Origin of the sequence: Methylobacterium sp. CCH7-A2 (assembly GCF_001557075.1) — a bacterium.
In the GTDB taxonomy this organism is placed as follows: domain Bacteria; phylum Pseudomonadota; class Alphaproteobacteria; order Rhizobiales; family Beijerinckiaceae; genus Allobosea; species Allobosea massiliensis.
In genome coordinates, this window is the sequence record NZ_LSKN01000018.1 from 25,625 (window position 1) to 41,035 (window position 15,411).

The following is a 15,411-nucleotide window of genomic DNA, read 5'->3' on the forward strand; positions in this document are numbered from 1 at the left end:
GAGCTAGACTGTCGTTTCCCGGTGCTTCGCCGGCATGCGGGCTCGTGCCCGCTCGCCGCCGAAATAGGCTTTGAGCCATGGATGGTCGGATGCCAGCATCGTGGCCAGCGGGCCGACGGCGATGACGCGCTTGTCCGCCAGGGCGCCGATGCGGTCGCAGGCGGAATAAAGGCTGTCCAGATCGTGGGTTACCATGAACACGGTCAGCCCCAAAGTCTGCTTCAGCGTGACGATGAGATCGTCGAATTCCGCGGCGCCGATCGGGTCTAGGCCCGATGTGGGCTCGTCGAGGAAGACGATGTCGGGATCGAGCGCGAGGGCACGCGCCAGAGCCGCGCGTTTGATCATGCCGCCAGAGAGTTCCGAGGGCGATTTGTCGGCGGCGTCCGGCGGCAATCCGACGAGATCGAGCTTCACCATCGCCAGGTCGTCGAGCAGACCCGGCGAAAGCTGCAGATATTCGCGCATCGGCACCTGGATGTTCTGCTTGACCGTCAGGGCCGAGAACAGGGCTCCCTGCTGGAACATCACACCGAAGCGGCGTTCCAGGGCGCGGCGCTGGACGGTGCTGAGCGTGTCGACGTCTTCGCCGAAGACCTCGATCGTGCCGCGCGCCTTCTGAACGAGCCCGAGGATGGTGCGCGTCAGAACCGATTTGCCCTGACCCGACCCGCCGACGAATCCCAGGATCTCACCGCGCATCACGTCGAGATCCAGCCCGTCCATGATCACCTTCTCGCCAAAGGCGACCTTGAGGTCGCGCACGCGGATCACGACCTCGTCCTCGGGCGCGGTCCCCTCCGATCCCCGCTCGGACCGTTCGCGCCCGCCAACCGGCGGCTCCTGTATCCCCTGTTCGCTCATTTCCGGGATACGGTCCTCAAAACGCGATGGATGAAAAAAACATGGCGAAAAGCGCGTCCACGACGATGACCATGAAGATCGCCTTGACCACCGAAGCCGTGACCTGACGGCCGAGCGACTCCGCCGAGCCCTTCACGGCCAGCCCCTCCATCGAGGCGATCAGCCCGATGACGAAGGCCATGAAGGGCGCCTTCACCAGCCCGACCGCGAAATGCTTCCAGGTGATGACCGACTGCAGCCGCGCCAGGAAGGTGTCGATGCCGATGCCGCCGTAGAGCCAGGAGACCAGGGCGGCGCCGGTCAGGCCGGACATGGCCGAGATGAAGGTCAGGATCGGCAGCGACACGATCAGCGCGAGGATGCGCGGCACGACGAGCACCTCGATCGGATCGAGCCCCATCACCCGCAGCGCATCGATCTCCTCGCGCATCTTCATCGAGCCGATCTCGGCCGTGATCGCGGAGCCGGAACGCCCGGCGATCATGATCGAGGTCAGCAGCACCGCCAGTTCGCGCAGGATCAGGATGCCGGTCAGGTTCACCACGAAGGCGGTGGCGCCGAACTGCTGGAGCTGAAAAATGCCCTGCTGAGCGACGATGCAGCCGACCAGGAACGAAATCAGCATGATGATCGGCGCGCCGTTGAAGGCGATCAGCTCGATCTGGTTGACCATGGAGGGGCCGCGGAACTTGCGCGGGCCGACGACCACGCTCGCCGAGCCGACGACCACCTCTCCGAGGAACATCGAGCCGGCTACCATGTCGCGGCCGAAACGGATGACCGCGGCACCGATGCGCACGAGGACGTCGACGACGCGGAACGGCGGGCCGGCATGGTCTGCCTTCCGGTCATGGACTGTGACCTCGGAGAGCAGGACACCATGTTCCGGCCGCCGGCTGACGATCTCGACGGAGGCGCCGCCGCTCTCGCGCTCATGCTTGACCCGGTTCAGGACATAGGCACCGAGCGTATCCAGCCGCTCGACCGAGGAGAGGTCCAGTCTCGCCCTGTTCGCCTTGGCGACGCGCTCGCCGATCTCGGCCGCGAGACTTTCGACGCGCGGCGCCCGGTCGGCGCTCCAGGACCCGGCCAGAGCTACGGCGAGCGTTCCGGAGTCGTCGCGGAAGACCGCCTGAGGTTCAGCCGTATCGGGGACTGCCATGTTCCGCGTGATGTCCTGGCCCGCGATCGACGATACCGTCATCAATCCGCGACGCCTGTTGCAGGCACCGGTCCACCCCTCAGCGCCTGTATCGCCGCGGCGGTGACGCTTGGCAATGGCGCGGATGCAACAACCATACAGAGAACCGCCTGTTTCAGTGGCCTGGGCGATGCCGCGCGCGCCGACCGGCGCCCGCACCTGCCGCATGGGAACCATTCGTTAAGTCCTCGGATGTCAGGAATCGTGACGGTGCATCAGGACCTGCCCTTCCGATTCGCGCAGTCCTCCAAGAGCAGATCGGCCATGAGCGAAGTACGTTCGCTGACCCCGTTGAGCGAAACGGATTACGAGGCGATCGAGGCTGCGGTGATGGAAACCGCCCGCGGCCGCTGGTTCATGGCGGAATTCGCCCGGCGCAACCGGCAGGCCGATACGCTGCAACTGCTCGGCGCCCTGCAGCGGATCGAGCGCGTCGTCGGCTCCGGTCTCGCCGAGCCCTCAACCGCCACCCCAGCCACGGAGCCGGAGATCGGCGAGGCGGCGGCTCTCATCGCGGATCTGCGGATCGATCTGGAGCGCATCAGCGGGCGTGCCGAAGAGCGGGCTTCGGGCCTCGCGGCGCGGATCGAGGCCGCGGCCGGCACGATCGTTCAGGCGACCGAGAGCATCCAGGAAGTGGCCTGGCATTTGCGCGAAGCCGGCGCCAGCGAAGAACTCTGCGACCGGCTCGACCATCGCGCCGCCGAAATCTCGGCCGCGACGGGGATCGTCGACGGGACGGTGCAGCAGATCGACAAGATCGCCGATACGATTGCGATGCTGGACAGCAGCCTGCGGGCCGTCGCAGGAGCTGCGCCCACTTCCGGGATGGTCGAGCCCTTTGTGGCGCCGATGCCGACACCCATCGATTTCGGCTTGCGCGAGACCGTCCCCTACCCCGCGCCGGACGACATCGAGATTATCGAGATCGACGATCTCCCGCCGGCTCCCGTCAGCAGTGGCGCGAACGCCACGAACCTGCTCGGCAGCGAGCCGACCATCGGCTCGATGATGATGCTGGACGACGACGTGGTTTTCGAGGAGCCGGAGGCCGCCCTGACGCCTGATCACGGCGCCGGCGACGACGTTTCGCCCTGGCGCGACGGAGCTTCCGGCCCGGCGCCGATGGCCGCCGCCTCCGGACTGCCGTTGCTTGGGGCAGAGGCCGCGCTACGGGAGATCGACGCGATGCCCGCCTCGCGGAAGCTCGCCTATTTCGGCTGACCGACCGGGACGAAACTCGCCATCTTGCCCGGGTTCAGCAGACCCTGCGGATCGACCTCGCGCTTGAAGCCCAACTGGTCGGCCTCCGCCCGCTTGTGGCGGCTGCCGTCCTCCAGAGAAACGACATGCGGGTTGGCGATGAAGACGCCCGCCGCCTCGTGCTGGGCGATGACCTCGTTCAGCCGCTCCGGTGTCGAGTAGCGCAGGATCGGCAGCGCGCTCGCCGTCACCTTTCCACCGAAGCGGATGAACTCGTGATGCGGCAGCAGCTCGTCGCCGAAGGCCGCGATCGTTTCGCGCGCGCTCTCGACCAGCCGGTCATGCGGGAAGAGGCACTGCAGATAGGTGATGGAGCGGTCGCTCTTCAGCCACTGCAGCGTCGTGTGGTTCCAGGTGTATTCATAGAGCGGCACGGTGCCCGGCCCCTCTTCCGAGGGGCTCTCATAGGTCACGGTACCGCGCTTGCCGACGATGGCCTTGAACGGCCCGAGCGAGCCTTCAGCGATCATGCAGATCAGGATGCTCTTGCCCTCCGGGCAATGGGCCTTGAGCGCCCCGAAATAGGGCGTGATCACCGACGAGATCGGCGTCACCAGCTTCTTGACGATGCCGTCCGCGAGCGCGACCTCGTAGCCCGTTTCGAAGGCGTCCATGTAGCTGTCGAAGGCGACGATGACGTCGATCCAGGGCCAGGCCGGTGCCAGCGGCATTTCCAGCGCCGTGATGATGCCGGTCGTGCCGTAGGCGCGGTTGACCTTCTGGGCCGCGTCGTCGCGCAACTCCAGGATGCGCGGCTCTTCTTCCACCGTGACGACCCGCGCGGCAAGGATGTTGCCGGGTTCACGCAGCCCGCCATAGGTCACCGAGCCGACGCCGCCCGAACCGCCCGCGACGAAACCGCCAACGGTCGCGCTGCGCTTGGTCGAGGGGTGCATGCGCTGCTCGAAGCCGGTCTCGCGCAGCGCGATGTCGACATCCAGCATGCGGGCGCCGGCGGCGATGCGGGCGATGCCGGGCTTCTGCCATTCGATGCCGGTGAGGCCAGTAATGTCGAGCAGCACGCCGCCCTCGAGCGGCACGGCCTGGCCGTAATTGCCGGTTCCGGCGGCGCGCACGGTCAGCGGAATGCGTCGACGCGCGCAAGCGGCCGCGATCCGCACCACCTCAGCCTCGTCTCGGGGCATGGCGATGATGTCGGCGGACTTGTCCGCCAGCTGCTGGTTCAGGATCGGCGAATACCAGAAGAAGTCGCGCGAGCGCTTGCGGACGACCTGCGCCTCGTCGATCAGCGCGATGCCGGCGAGATCCTCCTTCAGCGCGGCGATGTCGTAGCGCGAGACCCGCTCGGACCTCGGTTGGCGTTCGGGCAGTGCGCTCATCTCAGTTCTCCCGCTTCAGGGCGCTCTCGTGCCAGCGCCGCAGCAGCATGTGCGAAATCCAGCTGGTGCAAAGGAAGATCGCGATGCCCGACAGCGAGATCATCAGCAAGGCGGCAAAGACACGCGGGATCTTGAGCTGATAACCGGCCTCGAGGATGCGATAGGCCAGTCCCGAGGCGTTGCCGCCGGTGCCGGCGACGAACTCGGCCACCACCGCGCCGATCAGCGCGAGCCCGCCGGAAATCTTCAGCCCCGCCAGGAAATAGGGCAAGGCGGCCGGCAGCTTCAGATAGCGCATCGTCTGCCAGCGCGTCGCGCCATAGAGCTGGAACAGGTTGACGAGGTTGTGGTCGGCCGAATTCAGTCCGAGGATGGTGTTCGACAGGATCGGGAAGAAGGCGACGATCCAGGCGCAGATCAGCAGCGCGAGATTGATGTCCCCGGCCCAGATGATGATCAGCGGCGCGATCGCCACGATCGGCGTCACCTGCAGGATCACCGCGTAGGGCAGGAGCGACATCTCCAGCCATTTCGACTGGGTGAACAGCACGGCGAGCGTGACGCCGACAATGACCGCTGCGGCCAGCGCCATGAAGGTGATCTTCAGCGTGATCCAGAGCGAGCCCGACAGCGTCGCCCAGTCGGCGACCAGCGTCTGGCCGATCAGGAGCGGCCCGGGCAGGATATAGGACGGGATGCCGTTCCAGCGGACCGCGAATTCCCAAAGCGCCAGCGAGAACACGCCGATCGCGATCGGCGCGAGGATGCGTGGCCAGGCGCTGGCCGGCAGGCCGAGTATCCGCTGTTCGGTCACGAAGACCGGCCGCGCCTCGGCGTCGGTGCCGCCATGAGCGGGGGCCGGGGCGTCGATCGATGGCATGCTCATGAGCCGATCGCCTCCTTGAGCTTGCCCGAGACCACTCGGCAGAGATGGGCGTATTCCGGCGAGGTGCGGAAGAGGTCGTCGCGCGGATAGGGCGCGTCGACGTCGAGATCGGCCATGACGCGGCCGGGCCGCGCCGCCATCACCACGATCCGCTTCGAGAGGTAGACCGATTCGAACACCGAATGGGTGACGAAGACCGCGGTGAACTTCTCCTTCCACCACAGCTCGAGCAGATCGTCGTTGAGGCGGTGGCGGGTGATCTCGTCGAGGGCGGCGAAAGGCTCATCCATCAGCAGGATCTTCGGCCGCAGCACCAGCCCGCGCGCGATCGAGACGCGCATCTTCATGCCGCCGGAGAGCTCGCGAGGGTAGGACTTCTCGAAGCCGGAGAGGCCGACGAGCGCCAGCATCGCGGCTGCCCGCTCACGCGCCTCGCTGGTGCGCACGCCCTTCAGGGTCAGCGGCATCATGACGTTGGCTAGCGCCGTCGCCCAGGGCATCAGCGTCGGGTCCTGGAAGACGAAGCCGAGATCGCGCTGCGGCTCGCCCGACGCGTCATGCACCGTGGTCGGCCACTCGATCGTCCCGCTGGAGGGCGCGCCGAGGCCGGCGATCATCCGCAGCAGCGTCGATTTCCCGCAGCCGGAGGGGCCGAGCAGGCTGACGAACTCGCCCTCCCCCAGGCTCAGATTGACGTCGCGCACGGCGAGCGTGCCGTTGCCGAACTGCTTGGAAACGTGGCGCACGCAGACCAGGGGCTTGCGACCCTCGGGGCGAACGGCATGGGGAGTGCTCAGAGAGGCCGTGTCCAAAGCCTGATGATCCGCTTCTGCAATGTGAGCCGTCATTCTCGGGCCAGCGAAGCGCAGACCCGAGAATCTCGGTCAGGAGATGCTCGGGTCAAGCCCGAGCATGACGTGTCATCACGCCTTGCCGACGCCCTTGTTGATGAACTCCAGGCTGTAAGCCTTCTTCAGGTCGATGCCGGCCGGAAACACACCCGCATCGGTCATGGTCTTGTAGAAGCTCGCCCAGCGCGCATCGGTCATGGCGCCGATGCCGAGCGTCAGCGCATCGCCCGAGAGCACGATGCCCTTCTCGTTCATCACCTTGACCGCGTAGTCGATCTTCTCCTGATCCATGTCGGGGTTGTCCTTCAGGATCTGCGCGTTCGCGGCGGCGACATCCTGCCCCTTCATATAGGCGGCCCAGCCTTCCAGCGAGGCGGTGACGAAGCGCTGGACCAGGTCCTTCTTCTCGTCGACCATTTTGCGGGAGATGTTGATCGTCGTGTTGTAATTCTCGAAGCCGGCATCGGCGATGAGATGCACGATCGGTGTGACGCCGCCCTGCTTCTGGATGGCGAAGGGTTCCGACGACAGGAAGCCCTGCTGCGAGATGGTCTTGTCGGCCAGAAACGGCGCCATGTTGAAGGTGTAGGGCCGGATCTGCTCGTCGGTGTAGCCGAACTTCGCCTTCAGGAAGGGCCAGTAGCTGGTACGGCCGGCGGCGCCGACCAGGATCGGCTTGCCTTTCAGCGCGGCGAGCGAGTCGTTGCCGACGCCCGGATGCGAGATGATGACCTGTGGATCCTTCTGGAAGATCGAGGCGATGCAGAGGAAGGGGATGTTCTCCTGGGCATAGCGGATCGCCTCGAAGGAGTTCGACATGATCATGTCGACACGGCCGCCGAGCAGGAGCTGCGAGGGGTTCTGCTGCGGGCCGCCGGGGCGGATCTCGGCGTCGATGCCGTACTTCTTGTAGATGCCGTTGGCGGCGGCGAGGTAGAAGCCGCCATGCTCGGCCTGGGCGCGCCAGTTGGTCTGGTAGGACACCTTGTCGAGCGTCTGCGCGCTCACCCGCGCTCCGGGCACGGCGACCAGCGCCGATCCACCGATGAGACCGAGCGCACCACGGCGCGTCAGGCGGTACTTCGTCATCGTCATCCCTGTGACCTCCCCTGAAAATCCTCGGCTGAACGCCTCGGCTGCGCGCCAGCAAACTGTATGCCATGGCAAGCTCTCGGCAGGAACCGCGACACCGCGTCATGGTGCCGCCGCTGGCGCTTGCCCACAGGCGATCGCGCCTGCCTTTTCCGGCGGAGCAGGCTAGACTTTGGTGACACACGAGGGGAGACGGAAACAGGATGGGCGCGCGCTTCTGGGGCGATCTGAAGACCACTGACTTTGCCGGGCTTAAGGCGGAGGGCACCGTCGCCGTGCTGCCGCTGGCGGCGATCGAGCAGCATGGCCCGCATCTGCCGGTGTCGGTCGACACCACGATCATGAACGCGATGCTCGCGGAAGCGATGCCGCTGGTGCCGGCCGGGCTCGAGGTGCTCGTGCTGCCGACGCTGGCGATCTGCAAGTCGAACGAACACCTGCATTCGCCGGGCACGCTGACGCTCTCCTGGGAGAGCGCGACGCAGAGCTGGATCGAGATCGGCGAGAGCGTCCGGCGCGCAGGGCTGCGCAAGCTGGTGATCCTGACCTCGCATGGCGGCAACATCGACCCGATGAAGGTGGTCGCGCGGGAGCTGCGGGTGCGCCACGGCATGCTCGCGGTGACGACCGCCTGGCGCGCCTTCGGCCTGCCGCCCGGCCTTTATGCCGATCTCGACGCCAATCACGGCATCCATGCCGGCGACATCGAGACCTCGCTGATGCTGCATTTCCGGCCTGATCTCGTCGATATGAGCCACGCCGCGGCCTTCAACCCTCTGACGGTCGAGATGGCGGCCGAGGGCTATAGCTGGCTGCGGCCGACCGGGCTGCACGCGATGGCCTGGATGGCGCAGGACGTCCACCCGTCCGGCGCCGCGGGCGACGCCTCGCTCGCCACCGCCGAGAAGGGCAAGGCGACGGCCGCCTTCCAGGCGAAGGGGTTCGTCGAGCTGTTGGCCGATGTGGCGCGGTTTCCGCTGGAGCGGCTGCACAAGGGGGCCGGTTAGCCCCCGAGAACTCGCCTTTGGCCGCCGAGGGCCGGCCGGTATCAAGCGACCTTCTGCGCTCGCTCGACGGTGTCGGGAGCGTGGTCGATGACTTTGAGCAGCGCCCGGGCCGTCCTGTCCAGGCTGCGGCGTCCCTGCTCCCAGTCGCGCAAGGTCGCCGGGCTCAGGCCGAACTTGCGGGCAAAGGCCTCCTGAGAAAGGCCCAATTTCTTGCGAATGGCCGCGACATCGACGACCTCCACGGCGATCGTCTTGGCGGGTTCCTTTTCGCCTCGTGCGATCGCCACCGCTTCGGTCGCGCTCGCGACCAGATCCTGCCCGAATGTCGGCATCTCAACGATCTCCTGAATTGGTCGCCTGCCGGTAGGCATCCGCGATTTTCGGCAGCGTCCTGGCGAGGTCATTGCGCTCGGCCTGGCTCAGATTGGCCCGCTTGCCTTTGTCGATCAGAGCCAGAAGGAAGATCGGAACATCGTCGCCGCCGAAGTAGTGGATCGTGCGGTAGCCGCCGCTTTTTCCTTCACCCCGGCCGGCATGACGCAGCTTGCGCGCGCCGCCGGTCCCCACCATCAGGTCACCGCCGAGAGGATTGCTCGCAACGGCGACCGCGATGTCCTGAATCTCGTCGTCGCCGAGACCAGCCGCCTTGGCCTGCCGTTCGAAAACCGAGGTCAGCAACACGGCCTGCATCTGCCGATACTACGGCAATGCCGTATTTCGCAGCAAGTGGAATCACAGAGGGCGGATTGCTTTAAGCCCCCGCCTAGGCCTTCGGGGCGTAGATGTCCTTGTACTGCTCGCGCAGCAGGTTCTTCTGGACCTTGCCCATGGTGTTGCGCGGCAGGTCGTCGACGATGAAGACTTGCTTGGGCAGCTTGAACTTGGCGAGGCGCTGTTCGAGCGTCTGCGCGATCGAGGCGGCGGTGATGGTCGCGCCGGGCTTCACCACCACGACGGCGGTGACGCCTTCGCCGAAATCCGGATGCGGGCAGCCGATCACGGCACTCTCGATCACGCCCGGCATCTCGTCGATCTCGGTCTCGACCTCCTTGGGGTAGACGTTGTAGCCGCCGGTGATGATGAGGTCCTTGCCGCGCCCGACGATGTGCACATAGCCGGCCGCATCGATCTTGCCGAGGTCGCCGGTGATGAAGAAGCCGTCCGGCTTGAACTCGGCCGCGGTCTTCTCCGGATTGCGCCAGTAGCCCTTGAAGACGTTGGGGCCCTTGACCTCGATCATGCCGATCTCGTCAGCGGCCAGCCCCCTGCCCGTCTCGGGATCGACGACGCGGGCGGAGACGCCCGGCAGCGGAAAGCCGACGGTGCCGGCCACCCGCTCGCCCTCGTAGGGGTTGGAGGTGTTCATGTTGGTCTCGGTCATGCCGTAGCGCTCGAGGATCGCGTGGCCGGTCCGCTCGCGCCATTCGCGATGCGTCTCGGCCAGCAGCGGCGCCGAGCCGGAGACGAAGAGGCGCATATGTTTGGTCGCCTCCTTCGTCAGGCGGGCGTCCTGCAGCAACCGGACATAGAAGGTCGGCACGCCCATCATGCAGGTCGCCTGGGGCAGGTGCTTGAAGACCTGGTCGGGATCGAATTTCGGCAGCAGGATCATCGAGGCGCCGGAGAAGAGCACGCAGTTGGTCGCGACGAAGAGGCCATGCGTGTGGAAGATCGGCAGCGCGTGGAGCAGCACGTCGTCCTTGGTGAAGCGCCAGTAGTCGACCAGCGCCAGTGCATTCGAAGCGAGGTTGTCGTGGCTGAGCATCGCGCCCTTGGAGCGCCCGGTCGTGCCCGAGGTGTAGAGGATCGCGGCCAAGTCATCGGGCCCGCGCGCGACGTCGGCAAACGCGGTCGAAGCGGCGAGCGCCTTGTCGGAGAGCGAGCCGGCGGAGACGTCGGCCGAGCGCCAGACGCCCAGCGTCTCGAGCTTCGCGCCGGCCTTGTCGGCATAGGGCTTCAGGGGGTCGGCCTTGGCGGGATCGCAGACGAAGACGGCGGGCTGCGCGTCGCCGAGGAAGTACTCGATCTCAGCCGGGGTATAGGCTGTATTGAGCGGCAGGAAGATCGCCCCGGCCCGCACGGCACCGAGATAGAGCATCAGCGCCTCGACGCTCTTTTCGACCTGCACCGCCACCCGGTCACCCGGCTGGACGCCGAGCGCGACGAGCGCATTGGCGAAGCGGGCCGAGACGTCGACCATGTCGCCATAGGAATAGCGCCGACCGTCGTCGAGGAGGGAAAAGGGAGCATCCGGCGCGGGAATGCGCGACCTGACCAGGTCGAACAGGTGGTTGCCCATGATCAGGTCCTTTCAGGCATAGACAGCGCGAGCGGCGCCCCGCCGGGGCGGAGCGCATTTCCATTGGCGTCAGGCGGATCGCAGGTCAACTCGCGGCCGGCCGGAGCATCTTGCGCACGGCGGAGGAGGCGACCACCGTGTCACGGGTGGCATACGCTTCGTGGTTGGTCTCGATGTCGTTGAGATCGTAGCGGTAGTTCACCATCACGCCATGCGACTCGCGCAGGCCGCGCGCGGAGAGATTGCCGCCGACATTGATGCGTTCCAGCCGCGCGCCGTTGCCGAGATGGAAACGAGCCACGGGATCGATGACGCGACCGGCGGGCGTCCGTGCCCGCAGCATGTAATGCGCCATCATCTGGCCGAGCAGCTTGTCACGGCGGGCACGTGTCGCTTCGTCGAGCGAGATCGTCTCCCCGGCCGGGCGGGCGAGTTCCGAGCGCTCCTCATTGGTGAGGGCGAGGTCGCCCGGCGCGGCGACGAGGCCTTCGAGCCAGCGGGCGAAGCCTGGCACCGGCGACAGGGTGACGAAGGTGTCCAGACCCGGCAGTTCGCGCTTCAGATCTTCGGCAACCTGCTTGATCAGGAAATTGCCGAAGGAGATGCCACGCAAGCCCTCCTGACAGTTGGAAATCGAATAGAACACCGCCGTCGTCGCCTCGGCCGCCGGCAGCACCTCGCGCTCGCCGCTCAAAACCTCGCCGATGCTGCGCGGGATCGCGCGCGTCAGCGCCACTTCGACGAAGATCAGCGGCTCGTCGGTGAGCTGCGGATGGAAGAAGGCAAAGCAGCGCCGGTCCCCCGGCTCCAGCCGGCGACGCAGATCGTCCCAACCCTGGATCTCGTGGACGGCCTCATAGCGGATGATCTTTTCCAGCACATTGGCCGGCGAGCGCCAGTCGATCCGACGCAGCACCAGGAAGCCGCGGTTGAACCAGGAGCCGAAGAGATGCCGGAAATCGGCATCGACGGTCATCAGGTCGCGGTCGCTCTCCATCGCCTCGAACAGCGCCTCGCGCATCCGCACCAGCACATGGGTGCCGCCGGGCGCGAGATTCAGCCGCCGCAGCAACTCCTGGCGGCGTGGCTCGGAGGCGACATGGAGCGCCGAGATCGTGCCCGCTCCGGGCGCTTTCCGGTAAGCTTCGATCGCCCGGTCGAGCCGCTCGTGATCCGGCCCGAAGCGTTCCTGCAGCATGGCGAAGAAGGCGCGCCGCCCAGGCTTGTCGAGCCGTTCCCAGGCATCGAGCACACCCTGCGCCAAAGCCATGCCCGAGGCCTCCCCCCGGCCCGAGAGCAGATCCTCGCAGAGGCGGTCGATCGGGCGGTTGCGCTGCGCCATGAAGCGCTCGAAGCCGATCAGTGCCCGGCCGCGATCGGCCACATTGGTCAGCAATTCGCCGAGAAACGCCATGTCGCTGTGGACCTCCTGGCGCCATCATGCCCGGCCCGGCGGAGGGTGCAAGCCCACTCTCTCCCCTTCAGTTCAGCGGAGCAGAGCCCACGCTTTTAGGAAGAAGTCGGGAGCGCCGAAATTGCCGGATTTCAGCGCGATCACCATGTCGCGGCCCTGCGCCACGCGGGTCCAGGGCACGCCGGGGTCGATCTCCGGGCCGATCTCGAGCAGGCCGATGCCGAGCCCTTGGACGACCGCGCCCGAGGTTTCGCCACCCGCGACCAGCAGGCGCGAGACACCGCCCTCCGCCAGCAGCGCCGCCGTCTGCGCGAAGGCGTGCTCGACGGTCTCGCCAGCCCGCTCGCGCCCGAGCTTATCCTGGATCGCCGCGACCTCGGCCGGATCGTCGCTCGAATATAGCAGGAAGGGGGTCTCCGGCGCCTGCGCCAGCGCCCAGGCGGCGAGCTTGCCGGCGTCCTGCTCGCCCGACACCAGCGCCATCGGATCGACCTTCAGGGCCGGAAAGCCGGCCTCGATCGCCTTGGCGATCTGGCCGCGCGTCGCCGTCGAGCAGCTGCCGGAGATGATGCCGGGGCGGCCCTTGGGCGCGGCCAGGCTCGCCGCGATCTCGCGCTCCGGCAACAGGCCGGCGCGGCGGAAATTCTGCGGCAGGCCCATCGCGATGCCGGAGCCGCCGGTGAGCAGCTTGTGATCGGCAACCGCCTCGCCGAGGACCATCAGATCGGCGTTGGTGAGCGCATCGGTCACGACATAGCGCACACCCTGGTCGGCCAGCGCAGTGAAGCGGGCCTTCACCGCCCCGGCTCCGGCCAGCACGGTCGCATAGTCGACCAGCCCGACGGCGCCCGTGGTCTGTGCGCTCATCAAGCGGATCAGGCTCGAATCGCGCATCGGCGTCAGCGGGTGGTCCTTCATCGAGCTTTCGTGAAGCGGCACCGCGCCGACGAAGAGATAGCCTTGGTAGATCGAGCGGCCATTGGCGGGAAAGGCGGGGCAGACGATGGCGAGACCGGCGCCGAGCCGCTGCGCCAGCGCGTCGGCGACAGGGCCGATGTTGCCAGCGGGCGTCGAATCGAAGGTCGAGCAGTATTTGAACAGGATCTGCTTCGCCCCCGCAGCGAGCAGCGCCTCACAGGCGGCGAGCGAGTCCGCGACAGCCTCGGCGACGGGGTTGGTGCGCGACTTCAGCGCGACGACGACGGCATCCGCCTCCGGCAGGGCTTGGCCCGGCCGCGGAACGCCGATCGTCTGCACCGTGCGCATGCCGCTGCGATTGAGCATCAGTGCCACATCCGTCGCGCCCGTCATGTCGTCGGCGATCACACCCAGCAGCATCGTCGTTCCTCCGTTCGGCTTCGTGCCGGTCTCGTTGGGTGGTCTTGTAGCGGCCCGCCGCCGTCAAGGCGATCCGGAGCGTGCGGGGAGCACGCATGCGAGCTCTGACGACCGAAGCTGGCCGCCAAATTGCATGCAGGCCGCCGCCGTAACAGCATGCAATCCGGACGCGCATGCGACGGTGCGGCATCGACGCCGCTGCAAATTTGCATCAGGCTGGTACCAACCGGAACGATCTTCGGCGATCATGACGGCAAACGACAACAGGGGACATCCGATGAAGCTGCTCACCGCCCTGGCCTGCGCCACCGCTCTGACGTTCGCGGCCCTGCCCGCCGTCGCGCAGGCGCCCTCGACCCTGCGCATCGGCCTGCAGGAAGATCCCGACGTGCTCGACCCGCACAAGGCGCGCACCTTTGTCGGCCGGATCGTGTTCAAGGGGCTCTGCGACAAGCTGCTCGACATCACGCCCGACCTCAAGCTGGTGCCGCGCCTCGCGACAGAATGGTCGTTTTCGCCTGACGGCCTGACACTGACGATGAAGCTGCGCACCGACGCGAAGTTTCATGACGGCGACGCCTTCAATGCCGAGGCCGCCAAGGCCAACATCGAGCGCGCACGCACCCTGCCCGACTCGCTGCGCAAGTCCGAACTCGCTTCGGTCGACAGCGTCGAGACACCCGACGCCTCGACGCTCGTGCTCAAGCTGAAGCGCCCGGATGCGACGCTGCTCGCACAGCTCACCGACCGCGCCGGCATGATGCTGGCGCCCAAGAGCCTCGCAGGCGACATCGGCTCGAAGCCGGTCTGTTCGGGACCCTATAAATTCGTCGAGCGGGTGCAGAACGACCGGATCGTTCTGGAGCGCTTCAAGGAGCATTGGGAAGCGCAGAACTACCATTTCGACCGCGTGATCTACCGCGCGATTCCCGACACGACGGTGCGCCTCGCCAATCTGCGCTCGGGCGAGCTCGACATGCTGGAGCGTCTGGCGCCGACCGACGTGAAGTCAGCCCGGTCCGACAAGGCGCTCACCGTCACCAGCATCGCCAATCTCGGCTATCAGGGCATCACCATCAACACAGCCCATGGCGACGCCGCCAAGCAGCCGATGGGGCAGGACAAGCGGGTCCGCCAGGCGCTCTCGCTCTCGATCGACCGCAAGGTGCTGAGCCAGGTCGTGTTCGAAGGGCTCTATGAGCCCATCGTCCAGCCCTTCAACCCCGGCAATCCTTATGTCAGCGCCGATTTCCCGGTGCCGGCGCGCGATGTCGCCAAGGCCAAGGCGCTGCTCAAGGAGGCCGGCCATAGCAAGGTCTCGGTCGAGCTCTTCGTCACCAACAACCCGGTCGACGCCCAGCTCGGCCAGGTCATTCAGGCCATGGCGGCGGAAGCCGGCATCGACATTCAGATCCGCTCGACGGAATTCGCCAGCCAGCTTCGCGATCAACAGCAGGGCAAGTTCCAGATGAGCCGCATCGGCTGGTCGGGCCGCATCGATCCGGACGGCAACCTGCACCAGTTCGTCACCACCCGCGGCAACCAGAACGACGGGCGCTATTCCAATGCCGAAGTCGACAAGCTGCTCGACGAGGCGCGGACAATCTATGACGTCGCCGAGCGCAAGAAGCGCTACGACGCCGCACAGAAGTTCCTGCAGGACGAGCTGCCGATCGTTTATCTCTACAACCAGACCGTCTTCTTCGCGCTGCGCTCCAACCTCAGCGGCTTCGTCACCAATCCGGACGGCATGATCCGGCTGGCGGGGATCAAGCGGTCTTGAGGATCTGGTCTTTCGGGAACGCAGACCTGTCCCCTTCCCCCCGCTTGCGGTGGGGAAGGGCTAGGGATGGGGG

The 15,411-nt window shown here is 66.5% G+C and carries 14 protein-coding genes; 3 read left to right on the plus strand and 11 right to left on the minus strand.

Going from position 1 to position 15,411, the window contains the following annotated elements; all coding sequences use genetic code 11:
* Positions 1–3: 3 nt before the first annotated feature.
* Both AX750_RS01570 and AX750_RS01575 read right to left on the minus strand, forming a co-directional pair.
* On the minus strand, positions 4–726 hold the full coding sequence (locus AX750_RS01570; RefSeq protein ID WP_245282279.1) for an ATP-binding cassette domain-containing protein: 723 nt from the start codon (positions 724–726) through the stop codon (positions 4–6).
* A gap of 154 nt (positions 727–880) precedes the next feature.
* On the minus strand, positions 881–2,026 hold the full coding sequence (locus tag AX750_RS01575) for an ABC transporter permease (protein ID WP_066719437.1): 1,146 nt from the start codon (positions 2,024–2,026) through the stop codon (positions 881–883).
* A 303-nt stretch (positions 2,027–2,329) separates the two neighbouring features.
* Here AX750_RS01575 and AX750_RS01580 point away from each other — a divergent pair, with 303 nt between their 5' ends.
* Positions 2,330–3,289 (plus strand): hypothetical protein, encoded by a 960-nt coding sequence (locus tag AX750_RS01580; RefSeq protein WP_156446497.1) that lies wholly within the window; start codon positions 2,330–2,332, stop codon positions 3,287–3,289.
* Here AX750_RS01580 and AX750_RS01585 read toward each other — a convergent pair.
* The 4 genes from AX750_RS01585 to AX750_RS01600 all read right to left on the minus strand — a co-directional run bounded on the left by AX750_RS01585 (position 3,277) and on the right by AX750_RS01600 (position 7,500).
* On the minus strand, positions 3,277–4,668 hold the full coding sequence (locus tag AX750_RS01585; RefSeq protein ID WP_066719416.1) for an FAD-binding oxidoreductase: 1,392 nt from the start codon (positions 4,666–4,668) through the stop codon (positions 3,277–3,279). The two genes, AX750_RS01580 and AX750_RS01585, sit on opposite strands and share 13 nt — an antisense overlap.
* 1 nt (position 4,669) lies before the next feature.
* A complete protein-coding gene (locus AX750_RS01590; protein ID WP_245282277.1) occupies positions 4,670–5,554 on the minus strand; it encodes an ABC transporter permease in 885 nt (294 codons plus the stop codon).
* Positions 5,551–6,366, minus strand: a complete 816-nt coding sequence (locus AX750_RS01595) for an ABC transporter ATP-binding protein (protein ID WP_236840521.1) — start codon at positions 6,364–6,366, stop codon at positions 5,551–5,553. Before AX750_RS01595 ends, AX750_RS01590 begins: the two co-directional genes overlap by 4 nt.
* A gap of 111 nt (positions 6,367–6,477) precedes the next feature.
* Positions 6,478–7,500, minus strand: a complete 1,023-nt coding sequence (locus AX750_RS01600; protein WP_245282278.1) for an ABC transporter substrate-binding protein — start codon at positions 7,498–7,500, stop codon at positions 6,478–6,480.
* Between the two features lie 200 nt (positions 7,501–7,700).
* Here AX750_RS01600 and AX750_RS01605 point away from each other — a divergent pair, with 200 nt between their 5' ends.
* Positions 7,701–8,504 carry a creatininase family protein gene (locus AX750_RS01605; protein ID WP_066719418.1) on the plus strand — a complete coding sequence of 268 codons (804 nt, stop codon included), beginning with the start codon at positions 7,701–7,703 and terminating at the stop codon, positions 8,502–8,504.
* Between the two features lie 41 nt (positions 8,505–8,545).
* Here the strand turns inward: AX750_RS01605 and nadS are convergent, their stop codons facing one another.
* From nadS to otnK, 5 genes are all read right to left on the minus strand, one after another.
* Positions 8,546–8,836, minus strand: a complete 291-nt coding sequence (gene nadS, locus AX750_RS01610; RefSeq protein WP_066719421.1) for a NadS family protein — start codon at positions 8,834–8,836, stop codon at positions 8,546–8,548.
* 1 nt (position 8,837) lies between these two features.
* Positions 8,838–9,194: a type II toxin-antitoxin system RelE/ParE family toxin gene (locus AX750_RS01615; protein ID WP_066719423.1), complete on the minus strand. Its 357-nt coding sequence runs from the start codon at positions 9,192–9,194 to the stop codon at positions 8,838–8,840.
* Between the two features lie 73 nt (positions 9,195–9,267).
* Positions 9,268–10,803 (minus strand): malonyl-CoA synthase, encoded by a 1,536-nt coding sequence (locus AX750_RS01620; protein ID WP_082735076.1) that lies wholly within the window; start codon positions 10,801–10,803, stop codon positions 9,268–9,270.
* Positions 10,804–10,888: 85 nt separating this feature from the next.
* Positions 10,889–12,217: a malonyl-CoA decarboxylase gene (locus AX750_RS01625; RefSeq protein ID WP_066719426.1), complete on the minus strand. Its 1,329-nt coding sequence runs from the start codon at positions 12,215–12,217 to the stop codon at positions 10,889–10,891.
* A gap of 72 nt (positions 12,218–12,289) precedes the next feature.
* Entirely contained in the window at positions 12,290–13,555 is a 1,266-nt protein-coding gene (gene otnK, locus AX750_RS01630) for a 3-oxo-tetronate kinase (RefSeq protein ID WP_066719428.1), read from the minus strand.
* Between the two features lie 277 nt (positions 13,556–13,832).
* Here otnK and AX750_RS01635 point away from each other — a divergent pair, with 277 nt between their 5' ends.
* Complete coding sequence (locus AX750_RS01635; protein WP_066719431.1) at positions 13,833–15,338, plus strand: ABC transporter substrate-binding protein; 1,506 nt, start codon at positions 13,833–13,835, stop codon at positions 15,336–15,338.
* The last annotated feature ends 73 nt before the right edge of the window (positions 15,339–15,411 follow it).

Excerpts from the sequence above, each read along its gene's own strand:
- AX750_RS01570 (WP_245282279.1), bottom strand. The coding sequence starts at position 726 with ATGGACGGGCTGGATCTCGACGTGATGCGCGGTGAGATCCTGGGATTC.
- AX750_RS01575 (WP_066719437.1), bottom strand. The coding sequence starts at position 2,026 with ATGGCAGTCCCCGATACGGCTGAACCTCAGGCGGTCTTCCGCGACGAC.
- AX750_RS01580 (WP_156446497.1), top strand. The coding sequence starts at position 2,330 with ATGAGCGAAGTACGTTCGCTGACCCCGTTGAGCGAAACGGATTACGAG.
- AX750_RS01585 (WP_066719416.1), bottom strand. The coding sequence starts at position 4,668 with ATGAGCGCACTGCCCGAACGCCAACCGAGGTCCGAGCGGGTCTCGCGC.
- AX750_RS01590 (WP_245282277.1), bottom strand. The coding sequence starts at position 5,554 with ATGAGCATGCCATCGATCGACGCCCCGGCCCCCGCTCATGGCGGCACC.
- AX750_RS01600 (WP_245282278.1), bottom strand. The coding sequence starts at position 7,500 with ATGACGATGACGAAGTACCGCCTGACGCGCCGTGGTGCGCTCGGTCTC.
- AX750_RS01605 (WP_066719418.1), top strand. The coding sequence starts at position 7,701 with ATGGGCGCGCGCTTCTGGGGCGATCTGAAGACCACTGACTTTGCCGGG.
- nadS (WP_066719421.1), bottom strand. The coding sequence starts at position 8,836 with ATGCCGACATTCGGGCAGGATCTGGTCGCGAGCGCGACCGAAGCGGTG.
- AX750_RS01615 (WP_066719423.1), bottom strand. The coding sequence starts at position 9,194 with ATGCAGGCCGTGTTGCTGACCTCGGTTTTCGAACGGCAGGCCAAGGCG.
- AX750_RS01620 (WP_082735076.1), bottom strand. The coding sequence starts at position 10,803 with ATGGGCAACCACCTGTTCGACCTGGTCAGGTCGCGCATTCCCGCGCCG.
- AX750_RS01625 (WP_066719426.1), bottom strand. The coding sequence starts at position 12,217 with ATGGCGTTTCTCGGCGAATTGCTGACCAATGTGGCCGATCGCGGCCGG.
- otnK (WP_066719428.1), bottom strand. The coding sequence starts at position 13,555 with ATGCTGCTGGGTGTGATCGCCGACGACATGACGGGCGCGACGGATGTG.
- AX750_RS01635 (WP_066719431.1), top strand. The coding sequence starts at position 13,833 with ATGAAGCTGCTCACCGCCCTGGCCTGCGCCACCGCTCTGACGTTCGCG.